Source organism: Pseudomonas sp. LBUM1641, from assembly GCF_059716235.1.
The window spans coordinates 3999669-4020133 of the sequence record NZ_CP166815.1 but is presented as its reverse complement, the minus strand read 5'-3'; the positions used below and the strand labels follow the sequence as shown (position 1 = coordinate 4020133).

Here is a 20465-nt window from a genome sequence, read left to right as displayed (position 1 = left end):
TTCGAACTAATTGTGCTTGTTGTGGGGAGGCTGTTTATTATAATTGGAATAGTAAACTATTGAGTCACCCATTTCGATGCGCTCACTGCAGTGAGCCGCTAGGTATCCGACATGGAAACGTTGTTTTCTTCGATCTGCATTCGCTAGCGCGTGCTAACCGCATAGCATGGGCGAGCGGAGATAAAGCCGCCGTACGGCCATCAAGCCCCGGTGCGAATGAGGAGTGCCCTGGCTATGTCGTCTGTGGCTCCAGTGGGGGTGACTTCAATCAATGGCGTGCCATGGCGAAATTACCACTGTATGGACGCGATTGGAGTGATAGGAATTGGAGCGTCAGTGCCGGCTACGTTCAGGTTAGGGGCGCGCGAGTTAGATCACTCCGTAATCAATACGCGGCTGATGCCGCGAGCTCGCACTGTGAAATCGCCATCACCATGGCGCAATGCCTGAAGTCAATTTTACGCAACCTGCGTAAGCGCTGGCATATAGGGAAGTCTATGAGCGTTCGAGTCGGCTTGCAATGGCACCGTGAGCAAGCCTATCGCTTGCTATTAAGACATTGGTATGGAATTTACAATCAGCCGTACGGGCGTGTAGGCAGGAGGGAAAGGGCCCACTCGATCTCAGTGATCAATAGGTGGCTTCGTGGTTGCGTAAATAGTGCCGATGCATACGCAGTACCATTGAGTGTCACTGCCTGGTTTCGTGCGCACCAATTCTGCGACTGGGTTGTGGAATGTATTGCGACGATCGCTCGTATGATTGATCGCCCATCATCAATACCGGATACCTGCTTGCTGGAGCAAGTTCAGTCGCCACGAAAATCACTCTGGCTAGTTGCGCTTATAGAGCCAGTCTCATACATCTCTTACCGCGTACTTCATTACCAACACTATCCTGCTTGTCTATCGACTGCAGAGGTCTGGTTTGGTTCAACTGATCAAGATCGGATTCGGAGCCATCCTGTCTAAGTAAAGTTATATGAGTAGCGATTAAATGATCAGTATCATGGCTGATTCTGCTTGTTGCCATTAGGGGGGGCTGAGATCTTGCGGTGAGCGGTCAGGAATGAAAGCACCTAATGCTTAGACTGTTTCCCTATGCGTAACCTGACATCGGCCCTTGATGTTGATAATGTTGCCTGCTCCATTTACTTATCTGCGCTTGATAATGTGTTCGCTATTTCAGTATTCTTGAAAATCTTCCAATTCGCTCTTTTTTGGAGCTTCGGACAAAGGCATTAGTGAGGAGGCGCGGCTATTCAGTAGAGAGCCTGCTTGAAAGTAGCCCATGACGGTGTTGACGCTGCGGTGTTCGGTCATGGCCATCACCTCACCGAGCGGCACGCCTTGGCGCCCGGCTTCTGTCACGAATCCCGATCGCAAACTGTGCGCTGCCCAATCGCCCTGGAGGCCTGCCAATTTGGCTCTGCGCTGAACAATGCGCGCCACCTGGTCGGCAGATAAGCCAGTTATTCCGACCTTGCCGCCTTTGTACATGCGTCTAAACAATGGACCTGATTCTGCCGGCGCCATCTGTAGCCAAGTCGCTAATGCCTGTGCGGCTGGACCGCGCAGTGGTTTTTCTCGGAGCGCCCCGCCGGTATTGGTTTTGGTCACACCCAGCGTATACAACCAGGTGTCTGTATCCAGTTGGCGTACATCGCTAATTTGTAAGTTCACCACTTCAGAACGCCTTCGGCCGCCGCCACTCCAGGCCAGCAGGAGGAGGGCGCGGTCACGCTGGCCCCGAAGGCCATCGGTGCAGGTGGCCAACAGCGCTTGTAAAGGTTCGAGCACCATGGCGGTCTTCTTACGCACCGATAGCCCCTGGCGAGACTGCGTCTTGCGTGCCTCGCGTAGCAGGCTTTTGAGCGAAGGCGCTTCGGTGGGGCTATCCCAACTATTCAGTCGATGCCATTTACCAAGCACCGCCAGACGATGGCTGACGGTGTTATAGGCCAGCGCTCCGGGCTTGGCTTTGACCTTTGCGGTGATAAGTGCAGCGTCAATGGGCGCTGGCAATAGATGCACCCATTCGCCGTCGGCTGTCAGACGGGCAAGGTGATCAACCACAAACTGGATCGCGACTGCGGGGGGCAAGGGCGCATCTCCTAGCACGTGTCCGTAGCGCAGTTGCAACCACGCCGACCAGTAGGCGAGGGCGCTGCGATAACTGCGCACGGTATTGGCCGCGGTGCCGGCAGCAATAAAGGCTGCGGCCGCCTCTTGGGCGTTGAGTGCCAAAAAGTGCGGGTTCAGCGGCGTTTCGTCGACCAGTGATAGCTGATCTGTAATATTTAATACGTTCAACGTATTATTAATCCATATTTTGAAAATTAAGATCGGATAACATTTAATTATCAGACCTAATATACCGGGAGATCAGCCATGGCAGTAGGGGTACCAGAAAACGAGGTATTTGCCGCTGCGGATGCGGTGTTGGCACGTGGCCAACGGCCAACGGTTGAACGTGTCCGCCTGGAACTGGGGCGCGGCAGCCCGGCCCGCGTCGGTGGTTTACTCGATCAATGGTGGGCGAGGTTGGCCGAAAGGCTGACCGGCGAGACTCGTCTGCCGACGTTGCCGGTGGAGGTCTCGCAGGCCTTTGTTGCCGTGTGGCAACAGGCGATCCATATGGCACAGAGCGTTGCTGAGCAGGCGGTGTTCGAACAACGTCAGGTCTTGGCTGCCGAGCACGAGCGGGCCGCCGCCGTGGAGGACCAGGCTCGTCAGGACGCCGCACTCGCTCAGAAACATGTGATGGCCGCACAGGCTGCACAACAAGTTAGCGAGACTCGCTTGGCGGACCTGGAGCTGCTTTTGGAAGAGCGTGCGACACAGATTCAAGACCTTCAGCAGCAGCGCGACAGCCTATTGCGGGAGCACGGTGACACGCAGCAACGCAACCAGATATTGCAACGGGAACTGAGGGAGTTGCAACTCAACGCCCAACAGGAACTGCAGGCGTTACGACTCAAGGCCGAGCAGGAACGTGTCGCGCAGGAGGCCTACGTGCGCAGTGTTGAGGATCGTGCGCATCGTGAAGTCGATCGTGCCCGAGAGGAGGGCAAGCGCACGACCACGCAATTGAAGGAAGTCGGTAACCAACTTGAGCAGTTGCAGCAAAGGATTGAAGGCCTCCAAACTGCGCTGGGCCAAGCGCTGCAAAACGCCGCCGCACAGCAAGCGCGTGGCGATACGCTGGAGCAGCAGCTTGTACAATTCCGCTCATCGCCGTTCAGTGAGCGCAAGACCCGCGTTAGAAAGAAACCGGAGCCCATGCCCGCGAAGTAAATACGGCCCGCTAAATCTTCAGCGTCAGGCGCCTGAGCCTCAGCGGCTGGGAATACCACGACACAAGGAATGTACAATGGATGAATTGGGCTTCGCTAATGACCAGCCGATTTGAGCTGCCGAGAAGGACCTGCTAGGGCGGCCTGCTTTTGCTGCAAACCTTGCGGCGGCGATTCTCGGTTGGAAAAACCAAGAGAGCCTGGTTATTGCACTGACGGGGCTGTGGGGAAGCGGCAAGAGTTTAAGCAAGAATCTTTCTATTGAAAAATTAACTACCACGCCACAACTCGAAGTGATGGGACTCAGCAGTCCGCTGGCGGAGCCATCCCATCCTTGCATAACTGACCATAGATGAGCGCGCGGTGGTTCAGGGAACTCAAGCTCTCTAAGGAAGGTCTGAAGTACCCACCGATTTTTGATGCCCTCGCTGCCTGAGGTTCAAAAAATCAAACTCGGTCGAATAATTAGACCTTTTTTGCTCTTAACTCATGGTTATTTCCAATAATCGAGCTTTTTCAGGGCGATTAGCCCGCATTACAAGCGCACCTCGCCCATACCCATCAACCGTTTTCGCACCATCCAGAGGTTCGACAAGGCGAACAATGTCGTCTGCTGAGCGATGTTTTTCGCCAGACCACGAAAGCGTACTTTCGTATAACCAAACTGGCGCTTGATCACGCGAAAAGGATGTTCAACCTTGGCCCGCACCTGCGCTTTGGCGTATTCGATCTTGCGTCGCATGCGCCCGATCAAACTCTTTTTACCGTACTTTTTATAGCTGCTGGGCCGGGCGGAAATTGACCAGATCATGGTGCGTAGCTGATGCTCCGGGCGTTTGTACACGCCGGTGTAACCCGCGTCACCGTACACGTAAGTTTCCTCGCCGTGCAGTAACTGATCGACCTGTGTCACGTCCGCCACATTCGCCGCCGTACCCACCAGGCTATGTACCAAGCCGGATTCGGCGTCGACGCCGATGTGCGCGTTCATCCCGAAGAAATACATATTTCCTTTTTTCGTTTGATGCATTTCAGGGTCGCGTTTACCGTCCTTGTTCTTGGTCGAACTCGGCGCATGAATGATCGTTGCGTCAACCACCGTGCCTTGGCGCAGCATCAAACCACGATCACCCAGATAGCCGTTGATGACCTGCAAAATCCCGCCCGCCAGCTCATGTTTCTCCAGCAGGCGCCGGAAATTGAGGATCGTGGTTTCATCGGGAATCCGATCCAGATGCAGCCCCGAAAACTGGCGCAGGATCGTGGTCTCGTAGAGGGCTTCTTCCATCGCCGGATCGCTGTAGCCGAACCAGTTCTGCATTAGATGAACCCGCAACATGGCCATCAACGGATACGCCGGACGACCACCGTCGCCCTTCGGGTAATACGGCTCGATCAAGGCAATCAAACCCTTCCAGGGCACGACCTGATCCATCTCGATCAGGAAGCGCTCGCGGCGGGTCTGCTTACGTTTGCCGGCGTACTCGGCATCGGCGAAGGACATCTGCTTCATCGGGGCTCAACCGTGGTTCGTGTGAGGCGGGTATTTCACCAAATCTGAAAGTCTTTTTCAGAGTTTCCCTAAGGATGCTCCGATCAACTTGTCGCACGGCGGTGGCAAGTTGAAAACGCCCCGCACCGCTATGTGCCGAAACGCGGCCGATGTGTCGTTAATTGAAGACCTTTTCGCCCGGTCTTCCGTGTTGTGCGCGCAATTCGCCCATACCCATTAGCTGTTTTCGAGCCTTCTACAGGCTTGACCGGGTGAACAGCGTGGTCAACTGAGCCGTGTGTTTCATCCGTCCACGAAGCGTCCTTTCACGTAACCTGTTCGGTCCGTACAACGTAACCAAACTGGCGCTTGATCACCCGAAACCGGCGCTCGACCGTGGCTCGTGTCTTAGCTTTGCAGTACTCGATCTTGCACTTGGCCTGGTGCAGCAAGCTTCGTTTGTACACCTGGAATAGGTGCGGCGGCGCGCTGCGATTTGCCAGATCACTTGGCCGTGGCCGATGCGCCCGCCGGCGCCGGGATCTGCGGCGACTTTCGCCCAGGCTGCGGGGTCGGCATCGAGGTCATGGGGCCGGACGGCAAGCCAGACACCAAACTGCCGATCCTTGCCGGCGTGCCTTTACCGCTGCCCATCGGTGGCGAGGAAATGGGTATTTACGCGTTCCCTGAAGAAGGCCCCAGGTTGTCGTGTGCTTTGCCTACGGCCTGAGCATGCCCAGCGTCCCGAAAGGTGATCAGGTGTGGCAGCAGAGCGAGGCTTGCCAGCAGCGCATCGACGCCGACGGCAACTGTCTGCACCAGGCGACCGGGTGGGGCTTGAACCTGGTGCTGGGGCAGAAGCACAACGCCACGGTGGGTAGCGTATGGAGGAAAGGATTGAGGGCTTGCGCGAGAGTCTGGCGGCAGGCAGTCAGAGGCTGGTAGCGCCCAAGACCTGGTTGGAATCTGAAAAGTAAACGTATCGCAGGTTCTGTGCACATTAATAGACGTGGTACAGCAGTTGAGCATGCGATTGGCTACATACACATGTGTCAGGCCCAGAGCCTAGCCCGTCTGATACATCCGACTTCATAAAAAAGTAAACAAGCTAGCTCCTTGGGGTATAAGCTAAAATCCATTGCTCTGTAATTTTCAGGTGAGTATCATAATGGTCCTTGATGCAATTAGCAGTGCGGAAAATTTCAGACCAGCATAGTTATAAGTCGGAAAATATTAGCGAGGCTCACAATCTAATCTTGCCGATTTGATTCGACAGTCTCGCGTTTATGTACGCCATCTGCTAGCACTCATCAATCATTACTCGGCTTAAAAAATTAGTTCTGTTGTTGAGTCTCAAGCTTGTTTATCGTCACCATGCTTATAAATTCGAAGGCGGAGAGTTAGTCTGCAATGAGACGCTACATGCATCTCGAAACTGCGCAGTACACTCAAAAACTAGAGGTGAAGGAATGTCTCGTGAAGGTTTCCATGAGGTGTCTCCGACCCTCATAAATTTCCTATCTAAACTGTCAATGGAAAGGCGTAAATCCAGATGGTTTCCCGAAAAAGTCAAATATGTGCATTTGTCTAAAAAACCTAGCTTTTCTGTTTCCCTGTCTAATACGAAAAAATAAGCCTTTTTGAATTTTATAGCGTAGTCATGTTCACTATCAATTAGTACACCTGTCCACTTTGTCGCATGCTGATTAGCTGAAGCAGTAAATATTCCGTTTTTGTTTTTGATATCTAAAGGTGATGGGCAAGTTTCAAAGCTTCTAGTGTTCTCCGTCAATCGTCTTGTGTTATCTAAAGAGTTAGCACTATCGGCCATGCCTGAAAGGGCCGCCAGCTGCAATAAAAAAAAGCTCCGAAAAATCATCTTGCTCATTGAGAGTCTCGCCATAAAAAATCTGGGCGAGCATATTTACCAAATAATCTATGATTTTCATGTAGGAAATTTCCCAAGCTTGCGCTGGAGCTTCTTGAGTTTTGAAGCCCGCTGCCATATCAAGTAAGCAACGTTCACGTCAGTCTTAATTCTACGAAAGCCGATCCCAAGCCTCAGTCGGAACCCTCTATGAACATCGAACTAACAGTCGGGCAGCGAGCGTTCGCAGTGGAATGGCCAACTTTCAATCCTAGAGGGTGGGCCCACTTCATACCGGCGCTCACACATTGATCCGCCTCGATGCCATCGGACTCGCCGCTGAACCGACGGCGTGCACGCTAGCAGAGAGGCGTATTGTGTGCGGGGGATTTGGCGAAACCGCACGGTGTCTGTCTTTTCGCGAATCGCCGCGTCAGCGTGATGAACGATCTAGCGCATGACGGCACGGGTGGCCTTGAGGCACACGGAATACTCTGCCGGGCTGCACCTCCAGGCCTGCTCCGGAGTTCGGGGATGTTTTCAACGTTAGGATTTTCTTGCGAAATATCCTACATACACCGGTGGGCCTGATGCTTGATACTCAATATTCGGCGGTCTCGCCTGTCTCACAGAATGGTTGTTTTGGGCAAGCGTCATTGACAAAAAACGGCTTTCGTCGGCCAGCCAGGCGTGATCAGTGGCCTGCTGTTGATCACGCTTTCAGTTACTTGAACGTTTAAATGGTACGTAGTAGTCAGTGCTAGGGGATTTAAGAGTCGGGGTGAGGGTGGTGATAGGCGTTTTCGATCATAAAAAGTATGCCTGTGTTATCGAAATAGTATGTGGCCACTAATGCTGGTACCGATTTTTTTGATGATTTTGGAGTTGGATAATGTTTAAGAAATATAATGTTCTCGTGATTGCCCTAAGCCTCTTGGCGATGACTCCAAGCTTCTCGATGGGTGAAACTCCCCGCCCGTCCATTGATGATAAAGTACAAGCCTACAGTAGCAACGATGGCACGCAGGTTTGGACGCTGCGTGTGGGTGAGCGATCTGCCCGGCAAGCGTTGGTGCAAGTCAGCGGTATCGATCATGATTGGGATAGGCGTATCCAGAAAATGAACGCCGAGAAAACGTCCAAGGATGTGCGCTACGCGACTCAAGTGAATGGTGAGCCTTATGTTGTGTTGATCTTAAATAATGGCTCTGGCGAGTTATATCTACCTGGAGAGCTGAGTCCTATGCGAGTTAGCTATGATTCCAAACTTAGCGAGACAGGCAATGCTGAGTATTTTCTTACTGATTATCTAGAGCAATCTCAAGGCAAATAGTGCTCAGCGTATTCCGGTGGAATAGGCTAGCTGTAGTGTCGTTCTTCATGTTGATCCTGCTGCTAGCAACGACGCCTAGGCCGGCTCATCGCAACACTGACTTAGCCGAGGATTAGTTCACGGGCGCGAACAGATGCAGCATGAGCTGTTCATGAAGCATCGCCTCATCATCTGAGCGATCACACAGAGATTTAGACGCGTGAGAAAAACCATTCAGCAGGTCTTGCTTCAAGAAATTGCTAGCTGGCAGCACCGTGGGTTGATCGATCGGCAAACCCAAGATCATTTGAGTGCGCCTTATCAGCAACCCGGCCAATTATTATCACCGATGTTGCAATGGCTGGGCGTCGGCGCGGTATTGCTGATGGGTATGGCCGTTCTTGACAGCGTGGGTCTGCTCATTCAGCTCACTCGGTCGCTCATCATCAGCGCTGTACTGTTTTTTTTCGCTGGCGTGGTTTTATGGTGGGGCGGGGTGCGCCTGGCGCGTGATCCTGTTGGCGATAAGCGGCTGACCGGAACTGCCATTCTGACCGTCGGCCTGATGCTTATCGGTAACGGCCTGATACTCGGCGGCGCTGCCGGAGAGGAGGGCGTCGTTAGTGGTACTTGTCTGGCGCTGCTGCTCACTGCGTTGATGGGTATTGCCACAGCCTATTTTTATCGTTTGCGCTGGCCATTGCTGCTAGGGCTCTTATACGCCTTTCACGGGCTGGGTTCCTGGGAGCGTTATACCGGTAGTGGCTCGTATGTGTTCGACATCCAGGACCCGCGCGCCATGGCGGCGATCGCCGGGTTAGCAGCGCTCATGGGGCTGTGGCACCAGCGCGCCGAAGAAGGGCCGCTGCGCTCCTTCAGTGGTTTCGGGCGCTTGTATGTGATTTTCGGACTGCTCTACTTCAACTGCTCGCTGTGGTTTCTCAGTCTGGATAATTACAGTTCGTCCCAATCAGGGCTCTGGATACTGGTGTTCACCGTGGGGGCCATCAGTCAGTTAGTGCTTGGCGCTCGTTTCAAGAACCCCAGTTTCACCGGGTTTGGTGTGGTGTTTCTGGGTATCGATGTGTACACGCGCTTTTACGAATACACCTTGGACCGCCTGAGTGTCGCGGCTTTCTTCGCGGTGGCCGGGGCAGTGGGTGTTTTGCTGGGATGGGTGTTTGAGCGCGCGGCGACACGTGCCAAGGAGGATCAGTCATGAGTCCGGATCGCCGCAATCGACAGGTCCACGAAGCCCTTGATAAATGGCTGCGGGAGGGGTGGATCGATCCGGTCGCGCATAGCCGTATCGGTGAGCTGTATCCCTTGACCCGATGGGACTGGCGTTCACTCGGGCGTTGGTTTCTGACCTTCGGTGCCATCAGTCTGGCGGCCGGTATGTTGCTGTTTTTGCGCGAGCACCTGACGTTCACCCTGGCCAAACTGGCGATGAGTCTGTCGGTGCTGACCCTGGGCCTGTTCGCCGCCGGGCGCTGGTTGCCCGGCAAAGGCTTGAGAATGCTGGGCAGCACTACCGAATTGCTGGGCGGCTTTGCGCTGATCGGTGTGAGTTTTGTGGTGGGCATGATCTATTCGGATGGCTCGGGCAATTGGCCGGCGCTGCTGCTGATCGATCTGCTGGTGCTGCTGGTGCTCAGCTATGCTTTGGGCAATGTGTTGCTGCTGGCGTTGTGCGGCGTGTTGTTTTTTGTCTGGTTTGGTGGCCGCAGCGGTTATGAGTCCGGCTGGGGTGCCTACTGGTTTGGCATGAATTACCCGCTGCGTTTTCTCGGCGCTGCGGCGGTGCTGGTGGCTGCAGGGGCCGTGCATCTGCGGTGTGAGGCCGGGTTGTTGGTCCGCTACGGCGGGTTTGCCAAGGTGTGGATTTCCTGCGGTCTGTTTGTCGGCGAAATGTCCCTGTGGCTGCTGTCGCTGTTTGGCAGCTATGACTTGATCGACGGGCCATGGCATTTTGCCGAGGGCGGTGAACTGCTGATGTTCAACCTGCTTTGGGGCGTGGTCAGTCTTGGTGTGTTGGCGTTGGGCCTGCGCCTGCGGTTCGGTATGCTGGTGGGGTATGGCATAACGTTTTTGATCATCCAGTTGTACACCCTATTTTTCACTCAGCTGTCCGAAACTCTGGGTTGGCTGCTCAGCTTATTGATCGCGGGAGGTGGACTGTTGCTCTTGCTGGTCTGGCTGGAGTCGTATCGGCAGAAGCGTCGGGCGACGATTTCAGATGCCTGAGCGTCCTGATGGGCGAGCAGCGAGGAGGCCAATCCAGCACTGTCGCGTAAGCGCGACAGCTTCTTTTATGTGGGCCTCAATCAATGAGGTGGGTGCACTATGGGTTCCGGTGAATATTGATTGCGGCCATGGCAACCTTTAGATAGGACTGTTCGCCCGGTAGGGAGCACTCTGCTATAAGGCGTTACCTGATCCATCTGCGTGAGGAGCCGTATGCGCCATGTTTGTTGTTAGAGGCGCTTAGCGTATCTGACTCCCTGGGCGGCTCGCCTCAGGTGGTGTGATCGTATTTAGCATGCTGAGGATTTATCGGAGGCCGCACCTTAGCCGATCGCTGTCAGGCCTGCAGAAAAGGTTTGCAGGCCGCCTGCAGGCAGGCGGTGTATATGGAACATGTTCAGTCCTTTGCCATCGTCAGTCTAAGGCTTGCCCCCCCCCCCATTCCCAGACTGCGTTGAAGTGATTGAGCGGTGTTGTTCGTTTCCCGAGTAGGCATCGATTCTAAATACTACTTGATGCGTAACATGACTGTGCCGCGAGCCAGCACACTGGCTGCGAGGCAAGGGCATACCATCGGCATTAGAATCCAGCGGGATTTGCGTGCTTCGTATCGAGGCGCTGTCCAACCTTGACACAGGGCTAAGTCAGTGGTCGCCTGAGCCCTCGATCGGCCAAGCGCAGAGGCCGCTACTTTTAGTGCGCGTCGATAATTGCCTCTTCTGGTGACGATGAATGCTTCGGTCGCAATGCCGAGATGTATTGCTGGAAGCGTCAGTAACGTTGGTTTGCATGTTGACTCGCTGTGTAGCAAAACAGGCGATGGACGAGTTTTATAAAAATCATAACGATTATCGGTAATTGTATTTGCGACCCAGTTGATACTCGAGATTCTCTATATATTTCAGTCTGGGCGACGTGGGAAAGCCCCTACATAAAAGCGATATGTTTCCTACGCACGTTGCAGATTGGTCTTATGGTGTATTGCCTTGGATTTGAATACGCTCTTGTCTGGACTAAACGGATAGAGGTATTAGGTTGTGTTTAAGGTAAATAGGCTTGCTTGGTTGATTATGTTAGGAAGTGTTGCAGAAACCAGCGTGGCAGTCGCATATACTCCAGTGGTAAATGTTGGAGAAGTGGTTAATGATGAGGTGATAGATGCCCCGGACAGCAACTCAGTTGCGCAGAACGTGTATGGGACGGTAAATAATACACATATTTTGTCGGGAATTCAGTGGTTGCATGGTGCTGTTTCTAACGGAGCACTTGTGCAAGGGCAACAATGGCTTGACTCTGGTTCGATTTCAAACGCCCCAACTGTGATGTCAGGTGGAGGATTATCTGTAGCTGATAGTGTTGTGAATGATGCTGTTATACAAAGTGGAGGATTGGCCGTTCTTAATGGCGATAAGCTATGGGGCGCTACTGACGACGCGGAAATGAACCGTACGGTGTTGAATGGTGGGACTCTCCTCAATAGGACTGGGATAGATCGTGACACTGTAGTTAATGCGGGCGGGTTGCTGCAGACTGGGTTGGGAGGGGGGGGGCTATTCTTCGGGGTCCACACTGCCTTATCTTTTAATGCGGTTGTTAATGAAGGAGGAGTGCAAAGCGTTGATAACGGTGGTACCAGTTATAATAGCCTTATTTCCTCGGGCGGGGAATTGCTTGTCAATTATTCGCATATCGGTGGTTCCCCGGAACACCCTGAACCTGCTTGGGGTACTGCTATTCAAAGTGTCGTTTATGGGACCATGAGAAACCAAGGCGGGCTTGATGATGGTACGGTCATCAAGGAGGGTGCGATTTACACTGCAGGGTATTTGGACGACGTTGATGTGATTGAAGGGGTTTCACACTCGACCGGCGCGATTATGGATGGTAGTGCTTACCTTTACAATAATAGTTTGGCTGAAGGGTGGAGTGTTGGTGCCACAGGGGTGGTGGAACTTTCATCCTCGACAGCAACGATCGCAGATAGCGCTCTGAACGGTGGCCGCTTGTACCTGAAAGAAGGTACTGCGTTAAATACACTGGTAAATGGCGGGGAGTTCTGGAATTTGGGTGGGTACGATAACAATACCATTGTCAATAATGGCGGTGTTTATCATATGGGCGGGGAAGCCGGTGAGAAAGTCGGGGGGGGCGGCTTGCCAAGTTCCAATAATTTAAATATTGGGGTCGATAGTCGCGCCTATATTTTGGGTGGTGTACTTACCGGGAGTACTGTGGTTGATGGTCAAATGTCATTGGGTGGTAGCGCAGATGGCGTGACGGCTGCAGCGACACTCCAGGGAAATATGTTTGTCAGTAAAACTGGTAGTTTGATTGTATCAGATAAAGTTGTTTCTAACGAAGCCAATGTAAATCTTGAGGGTAAGATTTTCTTAGACAGGGCTGAAGATAGTTTGGGTCGAGGGGAGTACCATTTTGACTCTTTTAAAACGACAGGAGGTGAGGTCGTCTTCGATCGGGTGGCGGGAGGATATTCAACGTTAACTTTAGGCTCTTTAGAGGGTAGCGGGCAGTTCTGGATGAATACCGATTTATCTACCCTTCAGGGAGACTTGATTCGAGTTGAAGGTCAAACGCTCGGTGACCATATCTTGGTAGTCGAAGACTCGGGTAAAGAGCCTTTGGCTCCGGGCGGGCATCTGACCCTTGTAAATGGCAATGGCGGCGATGGTACCTTTACGTTGGCTGGCGGCCATGTCGACGCAGGGGCTTACCGTTACACGTTGGCAAAAGAAGATCAGGACTGGGTGCTTGGAAACGATGAGCCCGTTAAGCCAAAACCTGAGGAGCTGAGTAAGGGTACGAATGCTGCTGTAGCGACTCAAACGGCCCGTGCAGGGTTGTGGGCTGCTGAAAATGATACGTTGATCCAGCGTCTGGGCGAACTTCGGCTTGGAAAGGATGCCGGCGGGGTGTGGGTCAGAACAATGAATAACAGCTTTAAATTTGACAATGGCAATAGTCGCGCTTTTGATCAGAGCATTGATGGTTTGCAGGTGGGGGCAGATAAGACTATTGATCGTGCTGCTGGCACGTTGCGGGTAGGTGCGCTGTTTGGGGCGTCAACGTCCAAGCAAAATTTTGGAGAGGGTGCCAAAGGGTCCATCGAGAGCAAAACGGTGGGGGGGTACGCCACATACCTGCAGGATGACGGTATCTACATTGACATGGTGGCGAAAATGGGTCGATCTGATACTGAGGTAAAAACGCCAACGAATCTTGGTCGCAGTGTTAAGGGGTCATTTGAAAATAACGCGTACGGTGTAAGTGTTGAAGGAGGCAAGCGCTTTACGCTAGATGATAATTGGTTCGTTGAGCCGCAAGTTCAAATTTCTACCGCGCGAATTGAAGGCGGTGGGTATACTGACAGTAACGGCCTTAAAGTTCGCTACGATGCAATTAATACGTTGCAAAGTCGGGTTGGGGCGATGGTTGGTAAGGGCTTTCAGTTGGATCGGGGGGTTACTGTGCAGCCCTATGCCAAGCTCTCTTGGATCACCGAGCATGCCGGTGCCAGTCAGGTGGCTGTAAATGATATTAAGCTCAAGTCTGAACTGGTTGGCGATCGTGGCGTATTGGGCTTTGGTGCTGCTTTGAAGGCGGGTGATAGCCGTATTTCTCTAGATGCTGAGTACAGCAAAGGCAATGGTGTTATGGAACCTTGGACAATCAATCTAGGGTACCGTTACTCGATGTAGTCTCTATGTATTCAACAACCATTATACTGCGTGGCAATTGTTGTCATAGATCGCCGTAGTGGCTAAGTGCAACACTTTATCTTTTTGGTATGGTGTTGTACTTCTGTCTTACATGAACTTGGTATCGAAGAGCAGGGTAGCACCGTGTACGATCTGATATGCCGATTCGGATAGTTCTACCTATTATAGTGATTGGGCGGGTGTCCACCAGTTGTAGGGGTGATCATTGAAGTGTTTGTCGATTTTTCGTTCAAAATTGCTTGTTAAACTACTCGCGGTATTTATCGTTATCTTAGGATTTTCGTATATTTGGTTACTTGTAAGTGCTAAGTACGAGTTGAGTGGCAGTCACCCTGATCAGCAAACACTGGGCACCGTTCAGAACATCAAACAACGGGCCATGGAGCAGTTCTGCACGGGGGTAGTTGTCACCCCTCGGGGGACGTGGCTAGTGGCTCGTCTAGAGGCTCAGGTACAGGATCTCAACTTGCCAGCTGAGGCGGTCGATCTGGATGGCATTCTCCAGGCTGATCGCCCTGACAACGTACCTCAGGAGGAAGTCTCCGGTTGGTTGTTTGGCGCCTCTGCCGGTGGCCGCAACGAGGTGTCGGTCGTTTCGCGCCTTGATGCAGAGGGGCGCTTTCAGGTGGTAGCTCACGTCGGTGAGGTGGCTTGTCTGGTCGCCAGTCCTGACGGGGAGAGCGTATACCTGCTGACTGGTGTCGACCGGCCTCAGGAGGCGAGTGCCGATAAAATCGCTATTAGGCAGACCGTGGTTTACCGTTCTCGTGATCAGGGTGAAAGCTGGGCGTGGCTGCGTGAAGGCTTTTTCCCGGATGCCAATTCATTGGCTTGGAACCTTAACCTTTACTTCCACGGGCGCGATGATGTCTGGGCCTGGGGGGGGGGGGCTGAGCGTCGTAATGCAGGAGAGGGCGTCGAAGGTTTGATTTCAACCGGGGTTTTTACTCTGCCAATGGGGGTGTCAGTACCACGCGGATACCCGCTGAGCATTCATTTTTGCTCAGCGCCGAATACGCTCAGGCCAAACGGCCAGAAATTGTTGAGTGGACCGAAAGGTCGGACTCTATTGGTGAAGTCACAACCCATGTCACTCAGTTGGACGCGCACCGCGCCATTATCTGGGTCTCCCAGCGCTTCAGAGCCAGTAAGCCGGAGAGTGATTATTCCGAAGTGGCGTTCAGGGTCACCACCCGCGCTGAATTGCAGCGCGAAAACGGGATTTGGAGCGTCACATCAGTGACGCGAGAAGACGGGCTATTTGTCGATGAGCTGGTGGAGAATGTCAGTGGGCGCGTGATCGGGCTCATCACTCAGAACAACCAGAGGGGCTCCGTTGTCGCTGAGCTAGATACCCAGGTATTGGCTTGGAAGGCGCTCAGCGAGCTGCCGAGTGCGTTCTCGCCATTGCCATCACACAGTGTGTTGCGCGAAGGAAAATTTTTAGGTGGGGCTGAATACAATTGTCATCAACACATCCAGTGATCACTACTCTCCGCGCCTTCCTTGGGAGGATGGTGAACCGGTGCAGTTGAGGGGGAGGGTGAGAACTACCGCCAGACCGTCAATTACCCGGCCTCTTCGGTGAATACACCGGTCGGCAAAGCCAATACTGCACGTATCAGCGGCCAGATCAAAGTAACGCCCAAGAATGATGAGCCTGGCCGCTTGATCGTCAACGGCATCAGCATGCCGCTGAAAATCGATGCCTCCGGCGGCTTTGATCGCCCGTACTCATTTCCCAATGGCAGTAACAGCGTTGAGGTTCGTAGCCCGAATGGTCAGCTACGGCATCGCACACAGTTTCTCCATAGCGGCAGTGGCGCCACCCCGGCCAAACTGCGGGTGCTGTTGTCGTGGGACAGCGACAACACTGATCTCGATTTGCACCTTATCACCCCAGACGGCGTGCACATCTGGTACGGCGACCGCGAGGCCCCCAATGGTGCAGCACTTGATGTTGACGTCACCACGGGTTATGGCCCGGAAATTTTCTCCATGCCGGCACCCATCAAAGGTCAATACCTGGTTTATGTGAATTACTTTGGTGGTGGATATCGCATTGATGAGGGCGGCGCAGAGGACGCGGTTCAGCCGCTGACGACTGCGCAGGTCACAGTGATTACGGAGGAAGGGACGTCGAACGAGAAGATGGAGACTTTTCTGGTACCGATGCGGGCGGTGGGGGAGTTGACGTTGGTTAAGGGGTTTAGTTATCCATAACGATGTGCAGAAAGCAGTGTCTGATGGACGGGTTGTCAGTTTTAAATGGGGGGGGGGCTGTGGTAGTGAGTGCGAGCCAAAGCCCCTGGAGCCTGCATTTGACTCTGCGTTCGCCGAACCACGTCTACCCGCAACATAGCGTTGCCCCTCAAAAAAACAGAAAGTTGCCCTCGCTGCCTGACCTCTACTTCCGGTGAGCACTAAAATGGCGAGATTACTGATGACATCACCTGGCTTCAACGAGGTTTTCATTATCCGACCGAAGATCGGTATTGGTCGTTTGTTCTTTGTCCCGCTGCTTCGTCAGACATCCTGGGGCATCACGGCAGTCTTTTGTATCAGTGTATCGACCGGGCCTTCGTTACCTGGGAGGGGATGGCCGGGCATCATCCTCGCTAGCCTTGTCGTGATGTGGTGTGTATATCAACTGGGCAGAGATATCAGCGAGCGTGCTTCACTGACTGTACAGTCGTCTGGCGTAGCTTTCCTTGGAGGGTATCGGCTAACGAAGCGCACACCGCTGCGAGTAGTGCTCAAACCCGACGGCCACCAGGCTGTTTTTCTCGCGCCCTACAGCAGTTATGTCGAGTATGAAAGCGGGCGCTTGTTAATCGCTTCCCGTGTCGTCGGGAAAAAGTCAACCAACAGAAACAGCTCGCTCTCCAGCTAGCTGCGTTTCTGCGCGTATTTGCATACGTCGATGATGGCACTGGAAAACTGAAGAAGTTAGCCGGGCAACGGCGAGGTTCCTAGTGCAGCCACCTAAACGAAGCCTTGTTCAAGGCACGTACCCCTAGTTCTGGAATTGAGCGCCTGCGTCAGGCGCCTACCAATAGCGACTTAGGGCCGATAGGGCGAAAAACGTCGGTCTTTGAAATCCGAGGAATAGATAATCGATGAAGCGTAAGCGTCTGCCGAAGTCATTTTGCACGATTCACGCAGATACCCCACTAATGTGGCGGCAGTGGGGCGATCTTGCTCGCTCGTTGCTTCGGCCGCCGCGTCAGCACATCGTTGAGATACGCATACGGGTTGACGATCATGATCGCAGCAGCTCGCTTATCGCTGCGTAGAGACCCGGCGAACAACCAGTTCGAACGTCCAAGGGGCCACAGCCATAACTGATTTTCGACTGCGTTATTATCTATGTGCACAGCTTCGTCCTCGAGTTATCGAGTCAGTGCCATCCAGCGCTTGAGGCTGTAAACCAGAGCTTGGCGATAGCCGACACTTCGGGCACAAGATCACGCAGAGCCAGCATCCCGTTTGTAGCGCGTCGATAATTAGGGTCGCTTTTGTTCTGACTTATTCGCCAGCGATCTTCGTCGCTTATCTCTCGTGCTTACCGTTCAGCTTCGTCAAATCCCCCAATTCAGTGCAGCGCCTGTTCGGCCAGTTGGCTTTTGTTCGTGGAGTAGAGATCGAAGAATTTCCGGCGGGCGTGGGCCATGAAGCCGATTTCAGTGGCTCCTTTCGGGAATCCGGCTTTCTAACCACGAAAATCATCGCAAGCCAGCTCGCCATTTCATGGTCCAAGAAAGTTGCGTGAATGTTCCCCCGCGCGGCTCGGACTGAAGTCGTACGCGACTGCCTTGAGCGCCGAAAATGGCTCAGTGCAGTAGGTCCAGACGTAAGCTCCGTGGGTTTTCTTCTGGTCTAGCGCGAGCATCTGTGCCGGCGTTTTGTCTGCGTTGATCACGCTTTGAGCAAGCGCTGTTTTGCGAGGTGCGTCGATCAAGGGGTGGAGCTGCACGCCGGCCTGGCCAACCCATAGCGCCAGTGCCGAGCGGGCGATAGCCAGGCTCGCGCGGCCAAAGATTTTCTCTTGCCGATACCGCGGTAAATGATCGGAGAACTTGACCGCCGCCAAGTGGGCCAGCAGTCCTGCGGTCGGGACGCCCTTGTCGATGACCTGGGCCGGAACCAGAGACTTAGTCAGCGTTTCACATTTTCGGCAGACCCATTTCCCGCGCACATGTAGCTCGACTGCATTCACATCAACCGAGCCTTATGGCTTTCATTGCGTGGGTACTCGCTTCGACAATAGGGCAGGCTCCGTGCCTTGCTGACCTTGAGAGCAGCTAGGAAAAGATCCGCGACACCTAATGACGCCTATTAAATAAGGCTTTTCCGTACGAAAAAAAAGAAAAATCCTACATCTTTCGGCCTCATCTATGACAAATAATGAACCGAATATCAATCAGCGGCCAAAAGGAAAAGTCCGTGCTAGTTATCGCAAGAAAACCCAACGAATGCCTGCGTATTAACGATGATATTCAGATCAAGTTGATCAAGGTTGATGGTGAGTCGGTGTCCTTCGGAATTACTGCCCCGAAACACATACCGGTAACTTCATCGAAGCGTTATCCGCGGAATAAGTAAGCTCTGAATAACCGCTTAGAAACGAATAGGGATTCATATCGTGAGCGCGATTGAACAACCGGAAGGTGCCAGTAAGTACAGCAAGAAATGGCAAGAACGTTTTGCCTTTTTTGATGCTCATGGCGCACCCAGCAGCAAACCGTTTACAGCTGCAGTAAAAAACTGCCATTCAAAAAGAAGCAATTAGTTTGCTTCAACGTTGCCTCGTTTTTCTTTGGCCTTATTCACCTGCTCGTATTAGGTCTATGGAGGCGCAGTTTAGCGATGATCAGTGTAATGCTACTCATCTACATCGTATTCATCGCCGTCTTTGCGATGTTAGGCATGTAGTGGTCTAATGAAACCGGACACCCATTTAGGCGAGAATGCTCGCCAGATAGAGGTGTCTGATGACCAAACAACGTCGTTCCTTTTCCGCTGAATTCAAACGCGAGGCCGCAGGCCTCGTGCTCGATCAAGGCTATAGCCATACCGAAGCCAGCCGCTCGCTTGGAGTGGTCGAGTCCGCGTTGCGTCGCTGGGTTAACCAACTCCAGCAGGAGCGCAGCGGCGTTACTCCGCAGAGCAAAGCGCTGACGCCTGAGCAGCAGAAAATCCAAGAACTGGAAGCGCGTATTGCTCGTCTTGAGCGGGAGAAATCCATTTTAAAAAAGGCTACCGCGCTCTTGATGTCGGAAGAGCACGAGCGCACACGCTGATTGATCAGTTAAGTACCCAAGAGCCGGTCGATTGGCTTTGCGCAGTCTTTGATGTCACTCGTTCGTGTTACTACGCCCACCGCCTCAGGCGCCGAAATCCCGACGTTGAGCGACTTCGGTTGCGCAGTCGGGTCAACGAACTTTTCACGCAAAGTCGAAGCGCTGCCGGTAGCCGCAGTATCGTGTCGATGATGCAAGAAGACGGCGAGCAGATCGGGCGGTTTAAGGTGCGAGGCCTCATGCGGGAACTGGCGCTAGTCAGCAAACAACCTGGATCACATGCCTACAAACAAGCGACGGTCGAGCGGCCTGACATTCCGAATATCTTGAATCGAGAGTTTGATGTTCCGGCACCCAACCAGGTCTGGTGTGGCGACATCACCTGCATCTGGGCTCAAGGGAAATGGCATTACCTGGCAGTCGTTCTGGATCTCTACGCACGCCGGATTGTGGGCTGGGCGCTGTCAAACAAGCCGGATGCGGATCTGGTCATCAAGGCGTTGGACATGGCTTACGAGCAGCGTGGCAGGCCTCAAGGGCTAATGTGTCACTCGGATCAGGGCCGCCCAATATGGCAGCCGTCAGTTTCGCCAACGGCTCTGGCGTTACCGCATGCGCCAAAGCATGAGCCGTCGTGGAAATTGTTGGGATAATGCGCCGATGGAGCGTGTGTTTCGCAGCTTGAAAACTGAATGGATACCGACCGTGGGCTACATGACAGCTCAAGAAGCGCACCGCGACATCAGTCATTACCTGATGCATCGGTACAACTGGATTAGACCGCACCAATTCAACAACGGACTGGCCCCAGCTCAGGCAGAGAAAAAACTTAACGTCGTGTCCGGGATTAGTTGACCACTACAGATTCTGTCCCCTGTCGGAACAAAACCCTTATTCACGGAAGCGTGTGTGTAAAAAGCAGGCGCGCGCCTGGGCAAAAAAGGTGTGGTTTCACCGGCTATGAGGGGGCTAAGCCTTGATATCACGTAATCGGCGCTTGGCGAACTTCCCGTGGGCGATCCATCATGGCAATCGCTTCAGATAAAAGGGCGCGTGCAGCCCTTGCTGGATCTGGCGCCCATGCTTTTAGTCAGCGGAAAAGGGTACTTCTTGGGAATTTCCTTACGGCTTTGTGGGAAGGTTCTGTCTTGTGGGTGAGGTTTTTTTTAGTATCATTACTTGCCTTCGCCTATGAGTAATTGGCAGATAATT

Annotated in this window: 13 protein-coding genes and 5 pseudogenes; 13 read left to right on the top strand and 5 right to left on the bottom strand. The window is 53.2% G+C overall.

Annotated features, from left to right (window positions below; all coding sequences use genetic code 11):
* Positions 1-1184 precede the first annotated feature (1184 nt).
* Positions 1185-2312 (bottom strand): site-specific integrase, encoded by a 1128-nt coding sequence (locus ACA046_RS18455; protein WP_497674640.1) that lies wholly within the window; start codon positions 2310-2312, stop codon positions 1185-1187.
* Positions 2313-2390: 78 nt separating this feature from the next.
* On the opposite strand from ACA046_RS18455, the gene ACA046_RS18450 reads away from it, so the two are divergent.
* Both ACA046_RS18450 and ACA046_RS18445 read left to right on the top strand, forming a co-directional pair.
* On the top strand, positions 2391-3296 hold the full coding sequence (locus tag ACA046_RS18450) for a DNA-binding protein (protein ID WP_497674639.1): 906 nt from the start codon (positions 2391-2393) through the stop codon (positions 3294-3296).
* Between the two features lie 130 nt (positions 3297-3426).
* Positions 3427-3651: a P-loop NTPase fold protein gene (locus ACA046_RS18445; protein WP_497677109.1), complete on the top strand. Its 225-nt coding sequence runs from the start codon at positions 3427-3429 to the stop codon at positions 3649-3651.
* Between the two features lie 179 nt (positions 3652-3830).
* Here ACA046_RS18445 and ACA046_RS18440 read toward each other — a convergent pair whose 3' ends face one another.
* Positions 3831-4808, bottom strand: a complete 978-nt coding sequence (locus ACA046_RS18440; RefSeq protein WP_497674638.1) for an IS5 family transposase — start codon at positions 4806-4808, stop codon at positions 3831-3833.
* Between the two features lie 235 nt (positions 4809-5043).
* Positions 5044-5298, bottom strand: a pseudogene (locus tag ACA046_RS18435) (IS5/IS1182 family transposase); the annotation flags it as partial.
* Between the two features lie 75 nt (positions 5299-5373).
* On the opposite strand from ACA046_RS18435, the pseudogene ACA046_RS18430 reads away from it, so the two are divergent.
* A pseudogene (locus ACA046_RS18430) lies at positions 5374-5936 on the top strand (hypothetical protein).
* A gap of 229 nt (positions 5937-6165) precedes the next feature.
* On the opposite strand, the gene ACA046_RS18425 reads toward ACA046_RS18430, so the two are convergent.
* The gene (locus tag ACA046_RS18425) at positions 6166-6675 is read right to left on the bottom strand and encodes a DUF3757 domain-containing protein (RefSeq protein WP_497674637.1); all 510 of its coding nucleotides are present in this window, start codon (positions 6673-6675) and stop codon (positions 6166-6168) included.
* A gap of 871 nt (positions 6676-7546) precedes the next feature.
* Here ACA046_RS18425 and ACA046_RS18420 point away from each other — a divergent pair.
* From ACA046_RS18420 to ACA046_RS18395, 6 genes and pseudogenes are all read left to right on the top strand, one after another.
* The gene (locus tag ACA046_RS18420) at positions 7547-7987 is read left to right on the top strand and encodes a hypothetical protein (RefSeq protein WP_497674636.1); all 441 of its coding nucleotides are present in this window, start codon (positions 7547-7549) and stop codon (positions 7985-7987) included.
* 199 nt (positions 7988-8186) lie between these two features.
* Positions 8187-9188, top strand: a complete 1002-nt coding sequence (locus tag ACA046_RS18415) for a hypothetical protein (RefSeq protein ID WP_497674635.1) — start codon at positions 8187-8189, stop codon at positions 9186-9188.
* Positions 9185-10213, top strand: coding sequence for a DUF2157 domain-containing protein (locus ACA046_RS18410; protein ID WP_497674634.1), 1029 nt, complete (start codon positions 9185-9187; stop codon positions 10211-10213). Before ACA046_RS18415 ends, ACA046_RS18410 begins: the two co-directional genes overlap by 4 nt.
* Before the next feature lie 1037 nt (positions 10214-11250).
* Positions 11251-13929 carry an autotransporter outer membrane beta-barrel domain-containing protein gene (locus tag ACA046_RS18405; protein WP_497674633.1) on the top strand — a complete coding sequence of 893 codons (2679 nt, stop codon included), beginning with the start codon at positions 11251-11253 and terminating at the stop codon, positions 13927-13929.
* Between the two features lie 1020 nt (positions 13930-14949).
* Entirely contained in the window at positions 14950-15435 is a 486-nt protein-coding gene (locus ACA046_RS18400) for a hypothetical protein (RefSeq protein WP_497674632.1), read from the top strand.
* A 21-nt stretch (positions 15436-15456) separates the two neighbouring features.
* Positions 15457-16173 (top strand): annotated as a pseudogene (locus tag ACA046_RS18395) (YfaP family protein); the annotation flags it as partial.
* A gap of 950 nt (positions 16174-17123) precedes the next feature.
* Here ACA046_RS18395 and tnpC read toward each other — a convergent pair.
* Positions 17124-18169, bottom strand: a pseudogene (gene tnpC / locus ACA046_RS18390) (IS66 family transposase); the annotation flags it as partial.
* A 188-nt stretch (positions 18170-18357) separates the two neighbouring features.
* Here tnpC and ACA046_RS18385 point away from each other — a divergent pair.
* The 4 genes and pseudogenes from ACA046_RS18385 (at position 18358) to ACA046_RS18370 (ending at position 20108) form a co-directional block, all read left to right on the top strand.
* Positions 18358-18555, top strand: a complete 198-nt coding sequence (locus ACA046_RS18385; RefSeq protein ID WP_497674631.1) for a carbon storage regulator — start codon at positions 18358-18360, stop codon at positions 18553-18555.
* Positions 18556-18595: 40 nt separating this feature from the next.
* Positions 18596-18742, top strand: a complete 147-nt coding sequence (locus ACA046_RS18380) for a hypothetical protein (protein ID WP_497674630.1) — start codon at positions 18596-18598, stop codon at positions 18740-18742.
* Positions 18718-18885, top strand: a complete 168-nt coding sequence (locus ACA046_RS18375) for a DUF2628 domain-containing protein (RefSeq protein ID WP_497677108.1) — start codon at positions 18718-18720, stop codon at positions 18883-18885. The genes ACA046_RS18380 and ACA046_RS18375 overlap by 25 nt, the downstream gene beginning before the upstream one ends.
* Positions 18886-18944: 59 nt before the next feature.
* Positions 18945-20108 (top strand): annotated as a pseudogene (locus ACA046_RS18370) (IS3 family transposase).
* Positions 20109-20465 lie beyond the last annotated feature (357 nt).